The sequence below is a fragment of the Streptomyces sp. 35G-GA-8 genome (assembly GCF_023534745.1).
Lineage (GTDB): Bacteria > Actinomycetota > Actinomycetes > Streptomycetales > Streptomycetaceae > Streptomyces.
The window spans coordinates 140866-161293 of the sequence record NZ_JAMHJQ010000001.1 but is presented as its reverse complement, the minus strand read 5'-3'; the positions used below and the strand labels follow the sequence as shown (position 1 = coordinate 161293).

The 20428-nt window shown below is 71.3% G+C and carries 18 protein-coding genes; 11 read left to right on the top strand and 7 right to left on the bottom strand.

The features are described 5' to 3' along the window. Positions 1-32 precede the first annotated feature (32 nt). Entirely contained in the window at positions 33-2054 is a 2022-nt protein-coding gene (locus M1203_RS00715) for a Xaa-Pro dipeptidyl-peptidase (RefSeq protein ID WP_249947455.1), read from the top strand. Next, on the top strand, positions 2054-3382 hold the full coding sequence (locus M1203_RS00710) for a M14 family metallocarboxypeptidase (RefSeq protein WP_249947454.1): 1329 nt from the start codon (positions 2054-2056) through the stop codon (positions 3380-3382). Before M1203_RS00715 ends, M1203_RS00710 begins: the two co-directional genes overlap by 1 nt. 31 nt (positions 3383-3413) lie before the next feature. Here M1203_RS00710 and M1203_RS00705 read toward each other — a convergent pair whose 3' ends face one another. Beyond that, positions 3414-4385, bottom strand: a complete 972-nt coding sequence (locus tag M1203_RS00705) for an FAD-dependent oxidoreductase (protein WP_249947453.1) — start codon at positions 4383-4385, stop codon at positions 3414-3416. A 44-nt stretch (positions 4386-4429) separates the two neighbouring features. On the opposite strand from M1203_RS00705, the gene M1203_RS00700 reads away from it, so the two are divergent. After that, on the top strand, positions 4430-6067 hold the full coding sequence (locus M1203_RS00700) for an ABC-F family ATP-binding cassette domain-containing protein (RefSeq protein ID WP_249947452.1): 1638 nt from the start codon (positions 4430-4432) through the stop codon (positions 6065-6067). 66 nt (positions 6068-6133) lie between these two features. Here the strand turns inward: M1203_RS00700 and M1203_RS00695 are convergent, their stop codons facing one another. Together M1203_RS00695 and M1203_RS00690 are read right to left on the bottom strand one after the other, a co-directional pair. Next, positions 6134-8506, bottom strand: a complete 2373-nt coding sequence (locus M1203_RS00695; RefSeq protein WP_249947451.1) for a Tex family protein — start codon at positions 8504-8506, stop codon at positions 6134-6136. Between the two features lie 57 nt (positions 8507-8563). Further along, positions 8564-8749, bottom strand: coding sequence for a hypothetical protein (locus M1203_RS00690; protein WP_249947450.1), 186 nt, complete (start codon positions 8747-8749; stop codon positions 8564-8566). On the opposite strand from M1203_RS00690, the gene M1203_RS00685 reads away from it, so the two are divergent. Both M1203_RS00685 and M1203_RS00680 read left to right on the top strand, forming a co-directional pair. Continuing rightward, the gene (locus M1203_RS00685) at positions 8748-9776 is read left to right on the top strand and encodes a GlxA family transcriptional regulator (protein WP_249947449.1); all 1029 of its coding nucleotides are present in this window, start codon (positions 8748-8750) and stop codon (positions 9774-9776) included. The two genes, M1203_RS00690 and M1203_RS00685, sit on opposite strands and share 2 nt — an antisense overlap. Next, complete coding sequence (locus M1203_RS00680; protein WP_249947448.1) at positions 9773-10408, top strand: DJ-1/PfpI family protein; 636 nt, start codon at positions 9773-9775, stop codon at positions 10406-10408. The genes M1203_RS00685 and M1203_RS00680 overlap by 4 nt, the downstream gene beginning before the upstream one ends. A gap of 4 nt (positions 10409-10412) precedes the next feature. Here M1203_RS00680 and M1203_RS00675 read toward each other — a convergent pair whose 3' ends face one another. Continuing rightward, positions 10413-11204: an enoyl-CoA hydratase/isomerase family protein gene (locus M1203_RS00675; protein ID WP_249947447.1), complete on the bottom strand. Its 792-nt coding sequence runs from the start codon at positions 11202-11204 to the stop codon at positions 10413-10415. A 219-nt stretch (positions 11205-11423) separates the two neighbouring features. Between M1203_RS00675 and M1203_RS00670 the strand changes: the two genes are divergently transcribed. After that, positions 11424-11894 carry an ATP-binding protein gene (locus M1203_RS00670; RefSeq protein WP_249947446.1) on the top strand — a complete coding sequence of 157 codons (471 nt, stop codon included), beginning with the start codon at positions 11424-11426 and terminating at the stop codon, positions 11892-11894. Positions 11895-11912: 18 nt separating this feature from the next. Here the strand turns inward: M1203_RS00670 and idi are convergent, their stop codons facing one another. From idi to galE, 3 genes are all read right to left on the bottom strand, one after another. Next, a complete protein-coding gene (idi, locus tag M1203_RS00665) occupies positions 11913-12506 on the bottom strand; it encodes an isopentenyl-diphosphate Delta-isomerase (RefSeq protein ID WP_249947445.1) in 594 nt (197 codons plus the stop codon). 111 nt (positions 12507-12617) lie between these two features. Then, the gene (locus M1203_RS00660) at positions 12618-13556 is read right to left on the bottom strand and encodes a cation diffusion facilitator family transporter (RefSeq protein WP_249947444.1); all 939 of its coding nucleotides are present in this window, start codon (positions 13554-13556) and stop codon (positions 12618-12620) included. A 141-nt stretch (positions 13557-13697) separates the two neighbouring features. After that, positions 13698-14681, bottom strand: a complete 984-nt coding sequence (galE, locus tag M1203_RS00655) for a UDP-glucose 4-epimerase GalE (RefSeq protein ID WP_249947443.1) — start codon at positions 14679-14681, stop codon at positions 13698-13700. A 320-nt stretch (positions 14682-15001) separates the two neighbouring features. Between galE and M1203_RS00650 the strand changes: the two genes are divergently transcribed. From M1203_RS00650 to M1203_RS00630, 5 genes are read left to right on the top strand one after another with little or no spacing between them, the layout of a single operon-like run. Then, the gene (locus M1203_RS00650; protein ID WP_249947894.1) at positions 15002-16915 is read left to right on the top strand and encodes a DUF5941 domain-containing protein; all 1914 of its coding nucleotides are present in this window, start codon (positions 15002-15004) and stop codon (positions 16913-16915) included. After that, complete coding sequence (locus M1203_RS00645; protein WP_249947442.1) at positions 16912-17661, top strand: sugar phosphate nucleotidyltransferase; 750 nt, start codon at positions 16912-16914, stop codon at positions 17659-17661. Before M1203_RS00650 ends, M1203_RS00645 begins: the two co-directional genes overlap by 4 nt. Beyond that, complete coding sequence (locus M1203_RS00640) at positions 17649-18710, top strand: iron-containing alcohol dehydrogenase family protein (RefSeq protein WP_249947441.1); 1062 nt, start codon at positions 17649-17651, stop codon at positions 18708-18710. Before M1203_RS00645 ends, M1203_RS00640 begins: the two co-directional genes overlap by 13 nt. Next, positions 18688-19467, top strand: a complete 780-nt coding sequence (locus M1203_RS00635) for a CDP-alcohol phosphatidyltransferase family protein (RefSeq protein WP_249947440.1) — start codon at positions 18688-18690, stop codon at positions 19465-19467. Before M1203_RS00640 ends, M1203_RS00635 begins: the two co-directional genes overlap by 23 nt. 5 nt (positions 19468-19472) lie before the next feature. Beyond that, positions 19473-20345, top strand: coding sequence for a glycosyltransferase family 2 protein (locus M1203_RS00630; protein WP_249947893.1), 873 nt, complete (start codon positions 19473-19475; stop codon positions 20343-20345). Positions 20346-20428 lie beyond the last annotated feature (83 nt).

Here is a 20428-nt window from a genome sequence, read left to right as displayed (position 1 = left end):
GCGGGCGAGTTGACAGGGGTACCTTCCGCCCCATGGAGATCCGTGCGCGGGGCGCCCGATGGTCATGCAGAACGCTGGTCGCGGCGGCATCCGCCGCGCTGCTCGGGGTGCTGCTCGCCCCGGCGGGGGCACAGGCCCAGACAGCGCAGGGAGCACCGAGCGCGCGGTCGGCGGCGGCCGAGTCGCCCCCGCCCCGCAGCGAGCCCGTCTACTCCTACGAGAACGCCATCCGGGAGTCCGTCTGGGTGGACACCGGAATCGACGGCGACGCGAACGGCAGCACCGACCGGGTCGCCGTCGATGTCGTACGGCCCCGCGAGGCCGCCGTGTCGGGCCGGAAGATCCCCGTGATCATGGACGCCTCCCCGTACTACTCCTGCTGCGGACGCGGCAACGAGAGCCAGAAGAAGACCTATGACGCGAACGGCGCCCCCGTCGGCTTCCCGCTGCACTACGACAACTACTTCGTACCGCGCGGCTACGCCTTCGTCGCCGTCGATCTGACCGGCACCAACCGCTCCGACGGCTGCGTCGACATCGGCGGACGCTCCGACATCCTGTCCGCCAAGGCCGTCGTCGACTGGCTGAACGGCCGCGCCCGCGCGTACGGCAGCCGCACCGGCACCGACCCCGTACGGGCCACCTGGACCACCGGCGCCACCGGCATGATCGGCAAGAGCTGGGACGGCACCATCGCCAACGGTGTCGCCGCCACCGGCGTCAAGGGGCTCAGGACCATCGTCCCGATCGCCGCGATCAGCTCCTGGTACGACTACTACTTCGCCCAGGGCGCCCCCCTCTACGACTCGGGACCCGAATGGCTCTCGGACTATGTGGAGAGCCCCGAGGCCCGCGCCCGCTGCCAGGCCGTCCAGCAGCGGCTGATCGACGGAGCGCCGCGCACCGGTGACTGGACCCGGCTGTGGAGCGAACGCGACTACGTACGGAACGCCGACAACGTCAGGGCCAGCGTCTTCGCCGTCCACGGCATGCAGGACCTCAACGTCCGCACGAAACACCTCGGCCAGTGGTGGGACGCGCTCGCCGACGCGGGTGTGGAGCGCAAGATCTGGCTCTCCCAGACCGGCCATGTCGACCCGTTCGACTTCCGGCGTACCGAGTGGGTCTCCACCCTGCACCGCTGGTTCGACCACTATCTGCTCGGTTACGACAACGGCGTCGAGCGCGAGCCCATGGCGGACATCGAGCGCGCCCCCGACCGCTGGACGACCGACACGGTGTGGCCGCCGCGCACCACCGACGCCACGACCGTCCGGCCCGCCGCGGGCACCGTCCCCGGCGTCGGCACACTCGGCCGCACCCCCGCCCGTCCCGGTACGACCGAGACCTTCACGGACGACCCGCGTCTGAGCGAGTCCGACTGGGCCGCGGACATCGACCGGTCCACCACCGCCAAGTCCGGCTTCGTCACCCGGCCGCTCAGCCGCGATCTACGGCTCTCCGGCTCCTCCACGGTGACCGTCACCGCCACCCCGTCCACCTCGACGGCCCATCTCTCCGCGGTCCTTGTCGACCTCGGCCCCGACACCATCCGTGACTACGGACACGCGGGTGAGGGCATCACCACCCTCACCGAGCGCACCTGCTGGGGCCCGAGCACCACCGGTGACAGCTCCTGCTACCGGGAGACCGAGGCCAGGACGGCGGACGTCGACCACACGGTCTTCAGCCGGGGCTGGGCCGATCTCGGCACCTACGCCTCGGCCGGCCACGGCCGTCCGCTCACCCCCGGCAAGCCCTACACCCTCACCCTCCAACTCGCCGCGAGCGACCATGTCGTGCCCGCCGGCCACCGGCTCGCCCTGATCATCGGCGGCACGGACCAGGGCCTGATCGACCCGCCGTCCACCACCCCGACCCTCACCCTCGATCTGGCCCGCACCTCCGCGAAGCTGCCGCTCGTCGGCGGCGCCGAGGCGTTCACCCGCGCCACGACCGGCACCGTCCCGCCGCACAGCGCGCCCCGAGAGTCCCGTCCGAACGGCGTGGCCGAGCCGCGCCGGACACCTCCGATCCCGGGAGACCGCACCTGATGACACCCCGTCTACGCACCCTCGCCCTGGCGGCGACCGCCGCGGCCCTCGTACTGCCGATCGCGGCCCTCCCCGCGCAGGCCACCCCCGGTCGGGTCACCTCCGCTCAGGCCGACTCCGGCCGGGCCGCCGACACCCCGCCGCGCACGGAGTTCGAGGCCGGCGACGGCGCGAACTGGACCAGCCAGCCGCAGGAACAGCGATTCCTGTCCGCCGTCGACCGGGGCAGCGACCGTGCCACCCTCACCACCATCGGCACCACCGAACAGGGCCGGCCGCTCCAACTCGTCGAGCTGGGCGCCCGCCGCGCGCCCGCCACCGTGCTCCTGGTGTGCAGCCAGCACGGCGACGAACCGTCGGGCCGCGAGGCGTGTCTGACCACGGTCCGCGACCTCGCCTACGCCAAGGACTCGGCCACCCGGCGCTTCCTGGACCGTACGACCGTGCTCGTCCTCCCGACCGCCAACCCGGACGGCCGGGCCGCCGACACCCGCGGCAACTCCGACGGCGTCGACATCAACCGCGACCACATCGCGCTGAAGACGGCCGAGGGCCGCGCGCTGGCCGCCGTCATCCGCGACCGTCAGCCCGACATCATCTACGACCTGCACGAGTACGGCGCCACCCCGCCGTACTACGACGAGGACCTGTTCGACCTGTGGCCCCGCAACCTCAACACCGACGCGCGGGTGCACGACGAGGCGCGGACGCTGTCGGAACGGTATGTACGCCCCGCCGCGCGCGCGGCCGGTCACTCCATCGGCACCTACGGCATCTGGACCGACCCGGTGACCGGTGACCCCATCAGGCAGACGGCGGGCGACGGCCAGGAACGCATCCTGCGCAACGCCTCGGGCGTCAAGCACGCGATCGGCCTGCTCATCGAGAGCCGGGTCGACGCCCTCACGGACGCCGAGAAGGCCGACGAGGCGCTCAACAACCGGCGCCGGGTGAACAGCCAACTCGACTCGCTGAAGGGCCTGTTCTCCTTCACCGACGAGCGAAGGGCGCGGATCGTGACCGCCACGGCCACCGCCCGGCTGGCCGGGCTCAAGGACCGCGGCCCCGTCTATCTCGGCGGCGCCGACAACGACCCCGCGGCCCCCGAGAAGATCCTCCAGGACCCGCCGTGCGGCTACCGTCTCGACGCGGCCCAGTACGCGGACATCAAGGACGAACTCGCCCTGCACGGCGTGGTGTCCGTGCCGCTGCCGCTCGGCAAGGGGGCCTTCGTACCGCTCCGTCAGTCGCAGCGGAGCCTGGTGCCGCTGCTGCTCGACGAGCGGGCGGACTACCACCTGACGGCCGGGACGCCCGCCGCCTGCTGACCGTTCGTCCGCGTGCGCGTTCGCGTTCGCGCTAGGAGGCCACCGCCAGCCGGGCGGCGGCCTCCGCGCAGCCCCAGGCCACGGTGACTCCCGCGCCGCCGTGCCCGTAGTTGTGCACCACCCGCCCGCCCCCGGGCAGCGTCATGGCCTCGGCCTCCAGCCGCACCCGGGGGCGGGCGGGCCGCAGCCCCACCCGGTGCTCAAGCACCCGCGCCCCGGCCAGCTCGGGCCGGATCCGGGCGCAGCGCGCCACGATGGCCGCCGCCTCGGCCGGGTCGGGGCTCAGATCCCAGGAGTGATCGCTCGCCGTGCCGCCGAGCAGCACCCCGTACGGCTGAGGCATCAGATACGTCGTCTCGGAGGAGCCGGGGACGGCCGCCACGAACCACTCGTCGATCCCCGGGTTCTCCACGATCACCACCTGACCGCGTACCGGATACAGCGACGCGTCCCCCGCCAGCTCCCGGGCACCGAGCCCGCTGCAGTCGACCACGACGGACGATTCGGCCGCGGGCTCGGCGAAGCCCGTGACCGACCGGCGCTCGACCGTGCCGCCCGCCGCGCGCAGCCGCGCCTTCAGATACCGCAGATACACCGGCATGTCGATCAGCGGGACCGCGGCCCGCAGCCCCTGCGCGACACCGTCGGGCAGCTCGTCCGTACGGGCCTCGCGCAGCTCGGGCACCCGCGAGGCCCAACCGCCCAGTCCCGTCAGCGGAGTGTCCGCCATCAGCCCGGCGACGATACGCACGCCGGTCCTGTCCGGGGTCCGCGCCAGCTGTACGTAGTGTCGCAGTGACTCCTCCAGCCAGGCGCCGACCTCGCGCGCGGGCTCGATCCGGTAGGGCCACACCAGCGCTCCCGCCACCGCAGAGGTGGTCCGCGCCACCGGATCGCGGGTCCACAGCCCGACACGGTGGCCGCTCTCCGCGAGCACCACCGCCGTCGTCAGCCCCATGACTCCGCCGCCCACCACGATCACATCAGTGCCTGTGCCGCTCATGCCCGGACCGTACCGGAATCCGCCCCGGTAGGATCAGCGCTCTGATGACTGCCACGCTCGTAGCCAAAGACCTCGCCGCGGGACACGGCGACCGCTCGCTGTTCTCCGGGCTCGATCTGGTCGTCGCGCCCGGCGATGTGATCGGACTCGTGGGCGCCAACGGCGCCGGGAAGTCCACCTTGCTCCGGCTGCTCGCCGGAGTGGACGCGCCCGAGAACGGACAGCTGAGGCTGTCCCCGCCCACCGCCGCCGTCGGCCACCTCCCCCAGGAACCCGACCGGCGCCCCGGGGAGACCGTACGGGCCTTCCTCGGCCGCCGTACGGGCGTCACCGCCGCGCAGACCGCCCTGGACGAGGCGACGCTGGCGCTGGTCGAGAACGCGCCCGGCGCCGATGACGCCTACGCGACCGGCCTGGAGCGCTGGCTCGCCCTCGGCGGCGCCGACCTCGACGAACGGGCCGAGGAGGTCGCCGCCTCACTGGGGCTCACCGTCGGCCTCGACCAGCCCATGACCACCCTCTCCGGCGGCCAGGCCGCCCGCGCGAGTCTGGCCTCGCTGCTGCTCTCGCGCTACGACATCTTCCTGCTCGACGAGCCGACCAACGACCTCGACCTCGACGGCCTGGACCGGCTCGAGGGCTTCGTCTCGGGCCTGCGCGCCGGCACGGTCGTCGTCAGTCATGACCGCGAGTTCCTGGTGCGCACCGTGACCAAGGTGCTCGAACTCGACCTGGCCCAGCAGAAGATCACGCTCTTCGGCGGTGGCTACGAGGCGTATCTGGAGGAGCGCGAGACCGCGCGGCGCCACGCCCGTGAGGAGTTCGAGGAGTACGCCGACAAGAAGTCCTCCCTGGAGGCGCGCGCCCATGTCCAGCGCTCCTGGATGGAGAAGGGTGTCAAGAACGCCCGGCGCAAGGCGAGTGACAACGACAAGATCGGCCGGAAGTTCCGCAGCGAATCCACCGAGAAGCAGGCGGCCAAGGCGCGCCAGACGCAGCGGCTGATCGAACGCCTCGATGTGGTCGAGGAGCCCCGCAAGGAGTGGGAACTGCGGATGGAGATCGCCTCCGCGGACCGTTCGGGAGCCGTGGTGGCGACGCTGCGCGCGGCCGAAGCGGCGCGCGGGGACTTCCACTTCGGACCCGTCACGCTCCAGATCGACCGGGCGGACCGGGTCGCCATCACCGGGGCCAACGGCAGCGGCAAGTCCACGCTCCTCGCCGCCCTGCTGGGCCGCCTTCCGCTGGACGAGGGCCACGCCACACTCGGCTCGGGAGTGGTCGTCGGGGAGGTGGACCAGGCGCGCGCCTTCTTCCACGGTCCCGAATCCCTGCTGGACGCCTTCCGCGAGGCGGTCCCGGACACCGAACCGGCCGATATCCGTACGCTGCTCGCGAAGTTCGGCCTCAAGTCCGACCATCTCCTGCGCCCCGCGACCACGCTCTCACCGGGCGAGCGCACCCGCTCCGCGCTCGCGCTCCTCCAGGGCCGGGGCGTCAATCTCCTGGTCCTCGACGAGCCGACCAACCATCTCGATCTGCCGGCCATCGAACAGCTGGAGTCGGCGCTCGACTCCTACGACGGCACGCTGCTGCTGGTCACCCATGACCGCAGGATGCTGGACGCCGTCCGTACGACCCGCCGTCTCGATGTGGCGGACGGCAAGGTGACCGAGATCTGAGGTCCTGAGGATGCGAGGGCGGCGCGGGCTCCCGTCCGGACCCCGCGCCGCCGCGCGCGGTGCGTCTCAGCGCCGCTTGTCGCGGCCGTTCGGATCCGTCAGCCCCGCACGCCGCAGGGCGTCCGCCATCGCGCTGTTCGCCGGCGGCGGGGCCGAAGCCTGGCGTCCACCGCCGCCACCGCGGCCACCACGCCCCCCTTGCCGCTGCTGCGGAGGCCGCCCGCCGCCGCCCCCGGACCGCTCCCGGTCCTGCTTGGCCGGCTGTGTCTCGTCGTCCAGCCGCAGCGTCAGGGAGATCCGTTTACGGGGGATGTCGACGTCCATCACCTTCACCTTGACCACATCACCCGGCTTCACCACCTCGCGCGGGTCCTTCACGAAGTTCCTGGACATGGCGGAGACATGGACCAGTCCGTCCTGATGCACGCCGATGTCGACGAACGCGCCGAACGCCGCGACATTCGTCACGACCCCTTCGAGCACCATCCCGGACGCCAGATCGCCGAGCTTCTCGACACCGTCCTTGAACGTGGCCGTCTTGAACGCCGGTCGCGGGTCCCGCCCCGGCTTCTCCAGCTCCCGCAGGATGTCGGTGACGGTCGGCAGACCGAAGGACTCGTTCACGAAATCGTCGGGCCGCAGCGTGCGCAGCACCGAAGCGTTCCCGATCAGTGAGGCGACCTCACTGCCCGTCCGCTTCACCATCGACCGCACCACCGGATACGCCTCGGGGTGCACACTCGACGCGTCCAGCGGGTCGTCACCGCCGCGGATACGGAGGAAGCCCGCGCACTGCTCGTACGCCTTCGGACCGAGCCTGGCCACATCCTTGAGCGCGCGCCGTGAACGGAACGGCCCGTTGGCGTCGCGGTGGGCGACGATGTTCTCGGCGAGTCCCGCCCCGATGCCCGACACGCGTGAAAGCAGTGGCGCGGAAGCGGTGTTGACGTCCACACCGACACCGTTCACACAGTCCTCGACGACCGCGTCCAGCGAACGGGACAGCTTCACCTCGGACAGATCGTGCTGGTACTGACCGACACCGATCGACTTGGGGTCGATCTTCACCAGTTCGGCCAGCGGGTCCTGGAGCCGGCGCGCGATGGAGACCGCGCCGCGGATCGACACATCCAGATCGGGCAGCTCCTGCGAGGCGAACGCGGAGGCGGAGTACACGGAGGCGCCCGCCTCCGAGACCATCACCTTCGTGAGCTTCAGCTCGGGATGCCTGGCGCAGAGGTCACCGGCGAGCTTGTCGGTCTCCCGGGACGCCGTGCCATTGCCGATGGCGATCAGATCGACGGAGTGGTCCTTCGCGAGCCGGGCCAGCTTCGCCAGCGACTCGTCCCACCTGTTCGCGGGCACATGGGGGTAGATCGTGTCGGTGGCGACGACCTTGCCGGTCGCGTCGACCACGGCCACCTTCACGCCCGTACGGAACCCGGGGTCGAGCCCGAGCGTGGCGCGGGTGCCGGCCGGGGCCGCCAGCAGCAGATCGCGGAGGTTGGCGGCGAACACCCGTACGGCCTCGTCCTCCGCGGCGGTCCGCAGCCGGAGCCTGAGGTCGATCCCGAGATGCACCAGGATGCGGGTGCGCCACGCCCAGCGCACCGTGTCGGCGAGCCACTTGTCGGCGGGACGGCCCCGGTCGGCCACGCCGAAGCGGCGCGCGACCATGTTCTCGTACATGCTCGGGCCCGGCTGCTCCGACGGCTCCTCGGGCTCCAGGACCAGATCGAGGACATCCTCCTTCTCGCCGCGGAGCATCGCGAGCACGCGGTGCGAGGGCAGCTGGGAGAAGCCTTCCGCGAAGTCGAAGTAGTCGGCGAACTTGGCGCCGGCCTCCTCCTTGCCGTCCCGCACCTTCGCCACGACGCGGCCCCGCGTCCACATCCGTTCACGCAGCTCACCGATGAGATCGGCGTCCTCGGAGAACCGCTCCGCGAGGATGGCGCGGGCGCCCTCCAGCGCCGCCGCGGGGTCGGCGACCCCCTTGTCCGCGTCCACGAACGCGGCGGCCGCGGCGTGCGGATCCACCGACGGATCGCTCAACAGCCCCTCGGCGAGCGGTTCCAGACCGGCCTCCCGGGCGATCTGCGCCTTCGTGCGCCGCTTGGGCTTGAACGGCAGATAGATGTCCTCCAGCCGCGCCTTCGTGTCGGCGGCCCGGATCCGCGCCTCCAGGGCGTCGTCGAGCTTGCCCTGCTCGCGTACGGACTCCAGGATCGCGCCCCGCCGCTCTTCCAGTTCGCGCAGATAGCGCAGCCGCTCCTCAAGCGTGCGCAGCTGCGCGTCGTCGAGCATCTCGGTCGCTTCTTTGCGATAGCGCGCGATGAACGGCACGGTCGACCCGCCGTCGAGCAGCTCGACGGCCGCCTTCACCTGCCGCTCCCGTACGCCGAGTTCCTCGGCGATCCTGCCTTCGATGGACGTCGTCACGATCACGCTCCGCTGTTCAGTGGTCCGCCGTGTGCATTGTGGCAGGTGGCACCGACATCAGCGGGCACGACCGGCGGTGACGAGCCGGTACGGGTCGGTAAGGGTGACGGGCCGGGACGAGAGATCGCCGCCGGCGGCGGGTCGGTACGTGCGACAGGGCGGCGAGGGTGGGGCCGGAATGGCAGGAAGGGTGGGGAACTCGTCCTTGCGGCCGTCGTACGCCGGGCCAAGGATGAGAACCATGACAGAGCGATCCGTACTCGTCGTCCTCTACGACGAGGTACAGAGCCTGGACGTGACCGGACCCGTGGAGGTGTTCAACGGAGCCCGGCTCGCCACCGGCGACCGCGGCGCGTACCGGATCCGCACGGCCTCGCTCGACGGCGCTCCCGTACGGACCTCCAGCGGGCTGACCCTCGTCCCCGATATGGCGCTCACCGACGCTCCCGACCCCCACACGCTGGTCGTGCCCGGCGGAAACGGCAGCCGCGCCCCCGACCCGCTGCTGATCGCGTGGCTGCGCCGCCGTGCGCCCCGCGCCGCGCGGCTCGTCTCGGTCTGCACCGGAGCCCTGCTGCTCGCCGAGGCGGGGCTGCTCGACGGACGCCGCGCGACCACCCACTGGGTGGCGGTGGACCTGCTCGCCAGGAACTACCCCGCCGTCGACGTCGACCCCGAACCGATCTATGTACGGGACGGGGAGGTCTCCACCTCCGCCGGGGTCACCTCGGGCATCGATCTCGCCCTCGCCCTCGTCGAGGAGGACCACGGCCGCGAGGTGGCGCTCAGCGTGGCCCGCCACCTCGTGGTCTTCCTGCGCCGCCCCGGCAACCAGGCGCAGTTCAGCGTCCAGCTCGCCGCGCAGACAGCCCGGCGTGAGCCGCTGCGCGACGTACAGAGCTGGATCAGCGAACACCCGGGTGATGATCTCTCGGTCGGCTCTCTGGCGGCGCGGGCCAGTCTCTCGCCCCGGCACTTCGCTCGCGCCTTCCGGGCGGAGACCGGCATGACCCCGGGCCGCTATGTGGAGCGCGTACGGCTCGAACACGCCAGAAGGCTGCTGGAGGAGAGCGCCGACGGCGTCGAGGAGATCTCCCGGGCGTGCGGCTACGGCACGCCCGAGGCCATGCGCCGCGCCTTTGTCAGAGCCCTGGGCACAGCGCCCGCCGAGTATCGCCGCCGTTTCTGCCCGGGCCCGGCTCTCGTACCCGCCAAGCCCCCCGCACCTGTCGCCGACCGGTCGGCGACCCCGTCGAAAGGCCTCTTATGAAGATCGCGATCGTCCTTTTCGAAGGCTTCACCGCGCTCGACGCCATCGGCCCCTACCAGATGCTCTGTTACACCCCGGGCGCCGAGACGTTCTTCGTCGCCGAGAAGACGGGGCCCGTGGCCGACGACACCGGTGCCCTCGTGCTCGTCGCGGGCAGGACGCTCGCCGAGGTCTCCGCGCCGGACGTCCTGGTGGTGCCCGGCGGGCCCGGCCAGGAGAAGCAGATGGAGAACGAGACGCTTCTCGGCTGGCTGCGCACGGCCGACGCGGCCACCACCTGGACCACCTCCGTCTGCACCGGCTCCCTGCTGCTCGCCGCGGCCGGGCTGTTGCGGGGGCGGCGGGCCACCTCCCACTGGCTGGCCGTCGACACACTGCGTACGTACGGAGCCGAGCCCACGGGAGAACGCGTCGTCACCGACGGCAAGTACGTGACGGCAGCCGGTGTCTCCTCGGGGATCGACATGGGGCTCACCCTCGCGGGAAGGCTCGTCGACGACCGGTTCGCCCAGTCCGTCCAGCTCCTGACGGAGTACGACCCGCGGCCGCCCTACGACGCCGGCTCGGCGGACAAGGCGCCCGCCGATCTCGTCGCGGAGATGCGGGACGGGAGCCGGTTCCTCACTCGGTGACGGCTCACTCGGTGACGGCTCCTTCGGTGACGGCTCGGTCCGCGTCGGCCGGTCCGAACGTCCAGTTGAAGCGCGGCTCGCGGCGTTCCAGGAAGGCGGCGACCCCCTCCGCGGCGTCGCCGCTGCCGCGCGCCTGCGCGGTCCAATAGGCGGCACGGTCGGTACGGCCCGAGGCGAACTCCTTGGCCGCCGCCTGGGTCAGCGCCGCACGCGAGACCAGCACCCGCGCGAACTCCGCCACCCGCTTGCCCAACTCGCCCTCCGGCAGCACCTCGTCGACGAGTCCGGTACGCAGTGCCCGTTCCGTGCCGATCAACTCGGCCGAGAACAGCAGGTATTTGGCCGTGGCGGGCCCCACCAGCGAGGCCAGCCGGCGGGTGGACGACTCCGGGTAGACGATCCCGAGCCGCGCCGGAGTGACCCCGAACCGCGCCCCCTCCTCGGCGAACCGCAGATCGCAGGCCGCGGCCAGCTGGCAGCCGCCGCCCACGCAGTAGCCGCGTACGGCGGCGAGTGTCGGCTTGGGGAAGGCGGCCAGCGCCTCCTCGGCGGCCACCGCCCGCGCCGTCGGATCCTGGCCGGACTCGCGCAGCGAGGAGATGTCGGCGCCCGCGCAGAAAGTGGCGCCCTCACCGGTCAGGACCAGCACCCGTACGGCGGGATCGTCCGCCAGCGCCCCGAGCAGCGGTGGCAGCTCGCGCCACATCCGCGCGGTCATCGCGTTGCGTTTGGCGGGATGGTGGATCACCACGGTCGCGATGCCGTCCGCGACGGTGTGCAGCAGCTGGGGCTCCATGCGCCGGATGCTATCCCCGCTCTCCTTGACACCGGCAACCGATCGAAATTCGCCAAAAGATAGGCAAAGACGATCATGTCTCCCGTTGTGTCGTTCGAATGCGGTCGCGACACGCCAATTCCGGCTGACTTCTGTTCAGTACTCAGGTACAGACCGCGCAGATCCCAAGACTCGGTACCGATGGACGACACCGTTCGACGCAAGGGTGGGTGCCGCACGATGGAGAGCCGCGGAAGAGTTCCGGCCCGGCCGCTGTCGTACGAGGGGGTCTGGCGGTTCACCGCACCCGCCGTCGACAGCTCCGTACCGCAGACCAGACACGCCGTACGCGATCTGCTGAAACGTCAGCGCGTACCGGTCAGGGACGGGGTCGTCCAGGGGGTGCTGCTCATCGTCTCCGAGCTGGTCACCAACGCCGTACTGCACGCGGCTCTGCTCTCGCCGGAGATCGCCGTCGAGGTCGCCATCGGCGCGGCATGGATCCGGGTGTCGGTCGAGGACAACCATCCGTACCGGCCCACGGCGCTGGAGACCGATCACGCCAGGACGGGCGGGCGCGGGCTGCTGCTCGTACAGGAGATCTCGCGTGAGGCCGGCGGGAACTGCGGTGTGGAGCACACCGCCGGCGGCGGGAAGATCGTCTGGGCGGTGCTGCCCTTCCCGTCGCCGGCCGCGCCGGACACCCCCTGAGGCTCCCGGACGGGGGTGTTACCAGCCCCCGGCAGATCCGGTGAGCTCCCTGACGGCCGGGCGCGCCGTGTCCAGGACGGTCATGAACCACGCGGAGAACGTGTCCTTGCCATGCCGCTCGGTCAGCTCCGCCGGGGTGACGAACACCGTTTCACAGACCTCTTCGGGGTCCGGCCTCGGCGCGGCCTGCGCGAGCCCGACGAAGAGATGGTTGTACTCCTGCTCGACCAGCCCCGAGGCCGGGTCGGGGTGGTTGTAGCGCACCGTCCCCGCCTCGGCGAGCAGCGAGGGCGAGATGCCCAGCTCCTCGTAGGTACGGCGGGCGGCGGCGGCGAACGGCGCCTCGCCCGGGTACGGATGCCCGCAGCAGGTGTTCGACCAGACGCCGGGGGAGTGGTACTTGCCGAGCGCGCGGCGCTGGATCAGCAGTCTGCCCTGCTCGTCGAAGAGGAAGACCGAGAACGCACGGTGCAGTTGGCCGGGTGGCTGATGGGCCGAGAGCTTCTCGGCGGTGCCGATGGTATTGCCCTGCTCGTCGACCAGCTCCAGCATGATCGTTTCTTGTGCGCCGTTCGACGAGCTGTTCGCCGCAGTGACTGGTGTGGTCGGCATAACCATCCTTCGCATCGGGCCTCGGAGCCCAAGTCTGCCGCACAAAAGCCCCGTGTCCGCACTTCGGGGGCGTGGGCATGTTCGTTCGGCCGCGGCACGCCCCAGCGGGCGTCAGTGGCAGAGCTTCGCCTCGTGCTCCGCATGCCCCCGGGGCTCCAGCTGGAAGGTGCAGTGCTCGACATCGAAATGATGGCCCAGACATCCTTGCAGGTCATGGAGTATCTTCTCGTGGCCCACCGCGTCCAGCGCGTCCTGGTCCACCACCACATGCGCGGAGAGCACCGGCATCCCGGACGTGATCGTCCAGACATGGAGATCGTGTACGTCCGCCACCCCGGGCAGTGCGAGCATATGCGCGCGTACCTCGTTCATGTCGACGTTCTTGGGCGCCGCTTCCAGCAGGACGTTCAGCGTCTCCCGCAGCAGCTTCACCGTACGCGGAACGATCATGAGTCCGATCAGCAGGCCCGCGATCGGGTCGGCCGTCTGCCAGCCCGTGGTCAGGATGATGACGGCCGAGACCAGCACCGCGAGCGAGCCCAGGGTGTCCGCGAGGACCTCCAGATACGCGCCGCGCACATTGAGGCTCTCCTTCTGCCCCCGCATCAGCAGCGAGAGGGAGACCAGGTTGGCGGCCATACCCACCAGGGCGAAGATGATCGTGAGCCCGCCCCTGGTCTCGGGCGGCACGAGAAAGCGCTCGATCGCCTCGTACAGCAGGAAGCCACCGACTCCGAGCAGCAGCACGCAGTTGGCCAGCGCGGCGAGGATCTCGGCCCGCGCGAAACCGAAGGTGCGGGTCTCGTCCGCGGGCCGGGCGGCGAAGTGGATGGCCAGCAGGGCCATCCCGAGGCCCACCGCGTCCGTCGCCATGTGCGCCGCGTCCGCGAACAGCGCGAGGGAGTCGGAGGCGATACCGCCGACGATCTCCACCACCATGACGGACAGGGTGATCGACAGAGCGATCCGCAGCCGGCCCCGGTACGCGGCGGTCGCGGTGCCCGCGGGTGGTCCTCCGTGCGTGTGCCCGTGGTTGTGCCCTGCCCCCATGAAGATGCCTCCCGGTCGTCCGGACGAAGTGCCGACGAGGTCAGTGAACTACGGGTGGGGGGTATCCGGCAACACGGCACTGAACACCGTTGTCATATGCTCTGACCTGCGGAAATGACCGCAGGTCAGAGCCCGGCGCGGTCACCCGACCGAGGCCGTGGGACGGTGCAGCCGCCAGCCCTCCCAGGCCGACTCGACCATCTCGCGTACACCGCGGCTCGCCGTCCAGCCCAGCTCCTCACCGATCAGCCCGACGGCCGCGACGGCCCGCGCGGCATCGCCGGGACGGCGCGCCTCGACCACCGGCTCCGTACGGTCGCCGGTCACCTCCGCCACCAGATCGGCCAGTTCACGGACCGAGACCCCCTCGCCGCGGCCGATATTGACCGTGAGGTCCCCGGGGCGCTCCTGGCCGGCCAGCCACCGCGCGGCGGCGAGATGGGCCTCGGCGAGATCGGCGACATGGATGTAGTCCCGGATACAGGTGCCGTCAGGTGTCGGATAGTCGGCGCCGAAGATCCGCGGCGCCTCGCCCCGGCTGATCCGGTCGAAGAACATCGGGATGATGTTGAACACGCCGGTGTCCGCGAGTTCGGGGTGCCCGGCGCCCGCCACATTGAAGTAGCGCAGACACCCGGTGGCGATCGAGTGCGCCTTTCCGGTCGCCCGTACCAGCCACTCACCCGTGAGCTTGGTCTCGCCGTACGGATTGATCGGCACGGTGGGTGTCCGCTCCGTGATCAACTCCACATCGGGCACGCCGTATACGGCCGCCGAGGAGGAGAAGAGGAAACGCCGCACCCGCGCCGCCACCACGGCCTCCAGCAGCACCGTGAGCCCGTGCACATTCTCCCGGTAGTACATCAGCGGATGCTCGACCGACTCCCCGACCTGCTTCTTCGCCGCGAGATGCACGACCCCGGTGATCTCGTGCCCGGCGAGCGTACGGTCGACGAGCCCCCTGTCCAGCAAGGAGCCCCGGACGAGCGGGATCTCCGGGGGCAGCCGGTCGGCGACGCCGGTCGACAGATCGTCGAGCACGACGACGCGCTCGCCGGCCGCCGCCATGGACCGCGCGACATGTGCCCCGATATAACCCGCTCCACCTGTGATCAGCCATGTCATGCCGTCACCCTAGTGCTGTGCCGTGCCGTGCCCCTTCCGGCGGCCTCGCTCACGTTCCGTTCACGTCGGGGCCTGTTCATGTCACGGCCCGTTCATGTCATGGCCCCGCCCACAGCACCCGCGGTTTGTCGGGCGGGCCGTCGATCGACAATGATGATCTCCACACGGGCTGCTCCCGGCCCAGATCATGGCGTCCGGGGCGTAAACGGTCGGTGAACTAAGTCTTCCGTTCATCCGATAGCCTCTGCCGACGTGCCGGGGCCGAATCCCGGGGCGTTCGCCGCGCACCCAGCCCTGTCAGCGCCAAGGAGTGAGTTCGTCTGTCGACCGCCATCCTCACCGGTCCACCGGTACCCGGATCGTCGCTCGAAGGCGATCTGCGGTCGCTGGGTTTCGACGTACGTACCGCACCCGGCGCGGAAGAGGCCCGGGACCTGCTCGCCGCCGCCCCCGCGACCGCGCGGGTCGCGCTGGTCGACTCCCGCTTCGTCGGCCATGTCCACGCGCTGCGGCTGGCCCTGACCGACCCCCGCTTCCCGGCCGCCGCCGTGCCCGGCGCGCTCACCGCCCAGCCGGGGGCCCGTGCCGCGCTGCTGCGCGCCCTGACGTCTCTGGACGGGACGGAGGACGGCCCCCGGCAGGCCGGCGGCACGACGGAGCCGGCGCGGCCGGCCGCCACCGCCGTGGCCCCGTGTGAACCGCTCGCCGACCGGGTCGCCACCGCGCTCGACGCCGGGGGCACCGCCGTCACCCGCCCCGTACTCGGCTCGCTGGTCGCCGCCGTACCGGCCGACGCCGCCGCCCGGAAAGAGGCCGAGGCCGCCGTCGCCGCCGTGGACGACGAGGCCGTACGGCTGCGCTCCGCCGTGAAGGCCCGCGACGGCTTCTTCACCACCTTCTGCATCAGCCCGTACTCCCGCTATCTCGCCCGCTGGTGCGCCCGGCGCGGGCTGACCCCCAACCAGGTCACCACCGCCTCGCTGATCACCGCGCTGATCGCGGCGGCCTGCGCGGCCACCGGCACCCGCGGCGGCTATGTCGCCGCCGGCGCGCTGCTGCTCTTCTCCTTCGTCCTGGACTGCACCGACGGGCAGCTCGCCCGCTACTCCCTCCAGTACTCCACGATGGGCGCCTGGCTGGACGCGACGTTCGACCGGGCCAAGGAGTACGCCTACTACGCGGGGCTGGCGCTCGGCGCCGCGCGGGGCGGCGACGACGTATGGGCGCTCGCGCTCGGCGCGATGGTCCTCCAGACCTGCCGCCATGTCGTCGACTTCTCGTTCAACGAGGCGAACGTCGACGCGACCGCCGCGAACTCCTCGGGCAAGGCCGTGGTGGGCACCCCCACCGCCGCGCTCTCCAGCAAACTCGACAGCGTCGGCTGGACGGTCTGGGTGCGCCGGATGATCGTGCTGCCGATCGGCGAGCGCTGGGCGATGATCGCCGTTCTGACGGCCCTCACCACCCCCCGGATCGTCTTCTACGCGCTGCTCGTCGGCTGCGCCTTCGCCGCCTGCTACACCACCGCGGGCCGGGTCCTGCGCTCGGTGACCCGCAAGGCCGTCCGTACCGACCGGGCCGCCCGGGCGCTCGCGGACCTGTCCGACTCGGGGCCGCTCGCGGAGATCGTCGCGCGGGTGCTGCGGCGCCCGGCCCGCGCGCTGCCCGGCGTGCTGCCCTTCCTGGTCGCTCTCGCCGGCGGTGTCACGGTCGTCGCCACGGCGGCCTTCGGCCCGCTCCGGAGCCCCTGGCCCGGCTACGGGCCCTTCGACAGCCCCGTGCTCATCCTCGGCGCCCTGGTGTACGTGCTGACCTCGGGGTTCGCCGTCGCCCACCGGATGGGCGGCGCCCTCGACTGGCTGATCCCCCCGGTCTTCCGGGCGGCCGAGTACAGCACCGTCCTGCTGTTCGCCGCCCGCGCCGATGTGCCCGGGGCGCTGCCCGCGGCATTCGGGCTGGTCGCGGCGGTCGCCTACCATCACTACGACGCGGTCTACCGCATCCGCGGCGGCACCGGCGCCCCGCCCCGCCCGCTCGTCCGGGCGCTCGGCGGCCACGAGGGCCGCACCTTGCTGGTCACCGTCTGCGCCGCCCTCTCCACGCGCGGATCCGACTTCCCGCTGGAACTGACGGTGCTCGCCGTCGCCGTGGCGCTGGTCGCGCTCACGGAGTCCATCCGGTTCTGGGTGTCCTCCGGAGCCCCCGCCGTGCATGACGAAGGAGAACCCGCATGATCGGCCTCGTACTCGCCGCCGGTGCCGGCAGGCGTCTGCGCCCCTACACCGACACGCTGCCGAAGGCCCTCGTGCCGGTGGACCCGGCCGGGGAGGGGACCACCACGGTTCTCGACCTGACGCTCGGCAATTTCGCCGAGGTCGGCCTCACCGAGGCCGCGATCGTCGTCGGCTACCGCAAGGAGGCCGTGTACGAGCGCAAGGCCGCGCTGGAGAAGACGTACGGGCTGAAGCTCACCCTCGTCGACAACGACAAGGCCGAGGAGTGGAACAACGCCTACTCCCTCTGGTGCGCGCGTGATGTGCTGACACGAGGTGTGATCCTCGCCAACGGTGACACGGTGCACCCGGTCTCCGTGGAGAAGACCCTCCTCGCCGCACGCGGCGAGGACCGCAGGATCATCCTGGCCCTCGACACGGTCAAGCCGCTGGCCGACGAGGAGATGAAGGTCATCACGGACGGCACCGGGGGCGTACGCCGGATCACCAAGCTGATGGACCCGGCCACCGCCACCGGCGAGTACATCGGGGTCACCCTGATCGAGCCCGAGGCCGCGGCGGACCTCGCCGACGCGCTCAAGGTCACCTTCGAGCGGGACCCCGACCTCTACTACGAGGACGGCTACCAGGAGCTGGTGAACCGCGGCTTCACCCTCGATGTGGCGCCGATCGGCGACATCCCCTGGGTCGAGATCGACAACCACGACGACCTCGCGAAGGGCCGTGAGATCGCGTGCCAGTACTGACCCGGCTCATTCCGTCCCCGGTCGTCGTCGACATCAGCCGCGGCGCCCTGGACGATCTCGGGGGCCTCCTGGCCGACCAGCGGATCTCCAGCTCGGGCCGGCTCGCCGTGGCCATAAGCGGCGGCTCCGGACAGGTGCTGCGCGAACGGCTCGCGCCTGACCTGCCGGGCGCGGACTGGTTCTCCGTCGCGGACGGCACGATCGACTGCGCGGTCAGGCTCGCCGACGACATCAAGGGCAAGCGGTACGACGCCGTGGTCGGCCTCGGCGGCGGCAAGATCATCGACGTGACGAAGTACGCGGCGGCCCGGGTGGGCCTGCCGATGGTGGCCGTCGCCACCAACCTCTCGCACGACGGCCTGTGTTCACCGGTCGCGACGCTCGACAACGACAACGGCCGCGGCTCGTACGGCGTCCCCACCCCCATCGCCGTCGTCATCGACCTCGATGTGATCAGGGACGCGCCGATCCGCTTCGTACGGTCCGGCATCGGCGACGCCATCTCGAACCTCTCGGCCATCGCGGACTGGGAGCTGTCGCACCGCATCAACGGCGAGCCGGTGGACGGACTGGCCGCCGCCATGGCCCGTACCGCGGGCGAGGCAGTGCTGCGCCACCCCGGCGGGGTCGGTGACGACGAGTTCCTGACCGTCCTGGCGGAGGCGCTGGTGCTCACCGGTATCGCCATGTCGATCAGCGGGGACACCCGCCCCTCGTCCGGTGCCTGCCATGAGATCAGTCACGCCTTCGACCTGCTCCACCCCAGACGCTCCGCGCTCCATGGCGAACAGGTCGGCATCGGCGCCGCCTTCGCCATGCATCTGCGCGGTGCCCACGAGCAGTCACACCTGTTCACCGAGGTGCTGCACCGGCACGGGCTGCCCGTGCTGCCCGAGGAGATCGGCTTCTCCGTGGAGGAGTTCGTACAAGCCGTCGCCTACGCGCCGCAGACCCGTCCCGGCCGCTTCACCATCCTCGAACACCTCGACCTGTCCACCGACCACATCAGGGACGCGTACGCCGACTATGCCAAGACCATCAGTAGCTGAACTCCGCCCGGTCGTACACCCGGCGGGGGTCAAGGACCGGCGCAGCGGTGAGCACTGGGCCGGGCGCCTGTACATGCGGGAGATCTCGCTGCGTGTCGACCGGTATCTGGTGAACACGCGCGTCACGCCCAACCAGCTGACGTATGTGATGACCGTCGCCGGTGCCCTCGCCGCCCCCGCCCTCCTGGTGCCGGGGATCACCGGCGCGGTGCTCGGTGTGCTGGCGGTCCAGCTGTATCTGCTGCTGGACTGCGTCGACGGTGAGATCGCCCGCTGGAAGAAGCAGTACTCGATGACCGGGGTGTATCTGGACCGGGTCGCCGCCTATCTGTGCGACGCCGCCGTTCTGCTCGGTTTCGGGCTGCGCGGCGCCGATCTGTGGGGCACCGGACGGATCGACTGGCTGTGGGCCTTCCTCGGCACGCTCGCCGCCCTCGGCGCCATCATGGTCAAGGCCGAGACCGACCTGGTCGGCGTCGCCCGACATCAGCAGGGGCTGGCCCCGGTCAAGGAGGCGGCCTCCGAGCCGCGCTCGTCCGGTATGGCGCTGGCCCGCAGGGCCGCCGGGGCGCTGAAGTTCCACCGGCTCATCCTCGGGATCGAGGCGTCCCTGCTGATCCTGCTCCTGGCGATCCTGGACTCGGTCAGGGGCGATCTGTTCTTCAGCCGCCTCGGGATCGCGGTCCTGGCCGCGATCGCCGTCGTACAGACCGTGCTGCACCTGGTCTCCATCCTGGCGTCCAGCAGGCTGAGGTGAGCGACATGCGGCTCGGCGCGGTGATCATCACGATGGGTGACCGCCCCGGCGAACTGCGTGCGCTGATCGATTCCGTCCGGCGCCAGAACGGTGACCCGGTCGAGATCGTCGTGGTCGGGAACGGCGCCCCCGTCGGCGCCGTTCCCGACGGCGTACGGACGGTCGAACTGCCCGAGAACCTCGGGATCCCCGGCGGCCGCAATGTCGGGATCGAGGCGTTCGGGGCCGCCGGCTCGGACGTGGACGCCCTGCTCTTCCTGGACGACGACGGTCTGCTGCCGGGCACCGACACCGCCGAACTGCTCCGCGAGGCGTTCGCGGCCGACCCCGTGCTGGGGATCGTCAGCTTCCGGATCACCGACCCGGAGACCGGTCTCACCCAGCGCCGCCATGTCCCGCGGCTGCGCGCCTCGGACCCGCTGCGCTCCTCCCGGGTGACGACCTTCCTCGGCGGCGCCAGTGCCGTACGTACGAGGGTCCTCGCGCAGGTCGGCGGGTTGCCCGGCGGTTTCTTCTACGCCCATGAGGAGACCGATCTCGCCTGGCGGGCGCTGGACGCCGGCTGGATGATCGACTACCGCGCCGACATGGTGCTGAACCACCCGACCATGCCGCCGTCCCGGCACGCGGTCTACCACCGCATGGTGGCCCGCAACCGGGTCTGGCTCGCCCGTCGCAATCTGCCCGCCCCCGTCGTCCCGCTCTATCTCGGCGTATGGGTCCTGCTCACCCTGGTCAGGCGCCCGTCCGTGTCCGCCCTGAAGGCGTGGTTCGGCGGGTTCCGGGAGGGCTGGGCGACCCCGTGCGGGCCGCGCCGTCCGATGAAGTGGCGTACGGTATGGCGGCTGACCCGGCTGGGCCGACCGCCTGTCATCTGACAAGCTCGGTTCTGAGAGCATCGGACAAGAGGCCGCCTGCCTCTTAACCCCCCCGGGGCCGGGCCGTCCGCGCCCGCGCCCGA

What these genes read in the sequence shown, in the direction of transcription:
- M1203_RS00675 (WP_249947447.1), bottom strand. Translation starts at nt 11,204, where the DNA reads ATGGAGCCCCAGCTGCTGCACACCGTCGCGGACGGCATCGCGACCGTG.
- M1203_RS00645 (WP_249947442.1), top strand. Translation starts at nt 16,912, where the DNA reads ATGATCGGCCTCGTACTCGCCGCCGGTGCCGGCAGGCGTCTGCGCCCC.
- M1203_RS00705 (WP_249947453.1), bottom strand. Translation starts at nt 4,385, where the DNA reads ATGAGCGGCACAGGCACTGATGTGATCGTGGTGGGCGGCGGAGTCATG.
- M1203_RS00710 (WP_249947454.1), top strand. Translation starts at nt 2,054, where the DNA reads ATGACACCCCGTCTACGCACCCTCGCCCTGGCGGCGACCGCCGCGGCC.
- M1203_RS00690 (WP_249947450.1), bottom strand. Translation starts at nt 8,749, where the DNA reads ATGGTTCTCATCCTTGGCCCGGCGTACGACGGCCGCAAGGACGAGTTC.
- M1203_RS00630 (WP_249947893.1), top strand. Translation starts at nt 19,473, where the DNA reads ATGCGGCTCGGCGCGGTGATCATCACGATGGGTGACCGCCCCGGCGAA.
- M1203_RS00670 (WP_249947446.1), top strand. Translation starts at nt 11,424, where the DNA reads ATGGAGAGCCGCGGAAGAGTTCCGGCCCGGCCGCTGTCGTACGAGGGG.
- M1203_RS00680 (WP_249947448.1), top strand. Translation starts at nt 9,773, where the DNA reads ATGAAGATCGCGATCGTCCTTTTCGAAGGCTTCACCGCGCTCGACGCC.
- M1203_RS00700 (WP_249947452.1), top strand. Translation starts at nt 4,430, where the DNA reads ATGACTGCCACGCTCGTAGCCAAAGACCTCGCCGCGGGACACGGCGAC.
- M1203_RS00660 (WP_249947444.1), bottom strand. Translation starts at nt 13,556, where the DNA reads ATGGGGGCAGGGCACAACCACGGGCACACGCACGGAGGACCACCCGCG.
- galE (WP_249947443.1), bottom strand. Translation starts at nt 14,681, where the DNA reads ATGACATGGCTGATCACAGGTGGAGCGGGTTATATCGGGGCACATGTC.
- M1203_RS00685 (WP_249947449.1), top strand. Translation starts at nt 8,748, where the DNA reads ATGACAGAGCGATCCGTACTCGTCGTCCTCTACGACGAGGTACAGAGC.
- idi (WP_249947445.1), bottom strand. Translation starts at nt 12,506, where the DNA reads ATGCCGACCACACCAGTCACTGCGGCGAACAGCTCGTCGAACGGCGCA.
- M1203_RS00635 (WP_249947440.1), top strand. Translation starts at nt 18,688, where the DNA reads ATGCCAAGACCATCAGTAGCTGAACTCCGCCCGGTCGTACACCCGGCG.
- M1203_RS00715 (WP_249947455.1), top strand. Translation starts at nt 33, where the DNA reads ATGGAGATCCGTGCGCGGGGCGCCCGATGGTCATGCAGAACGCTGGTC.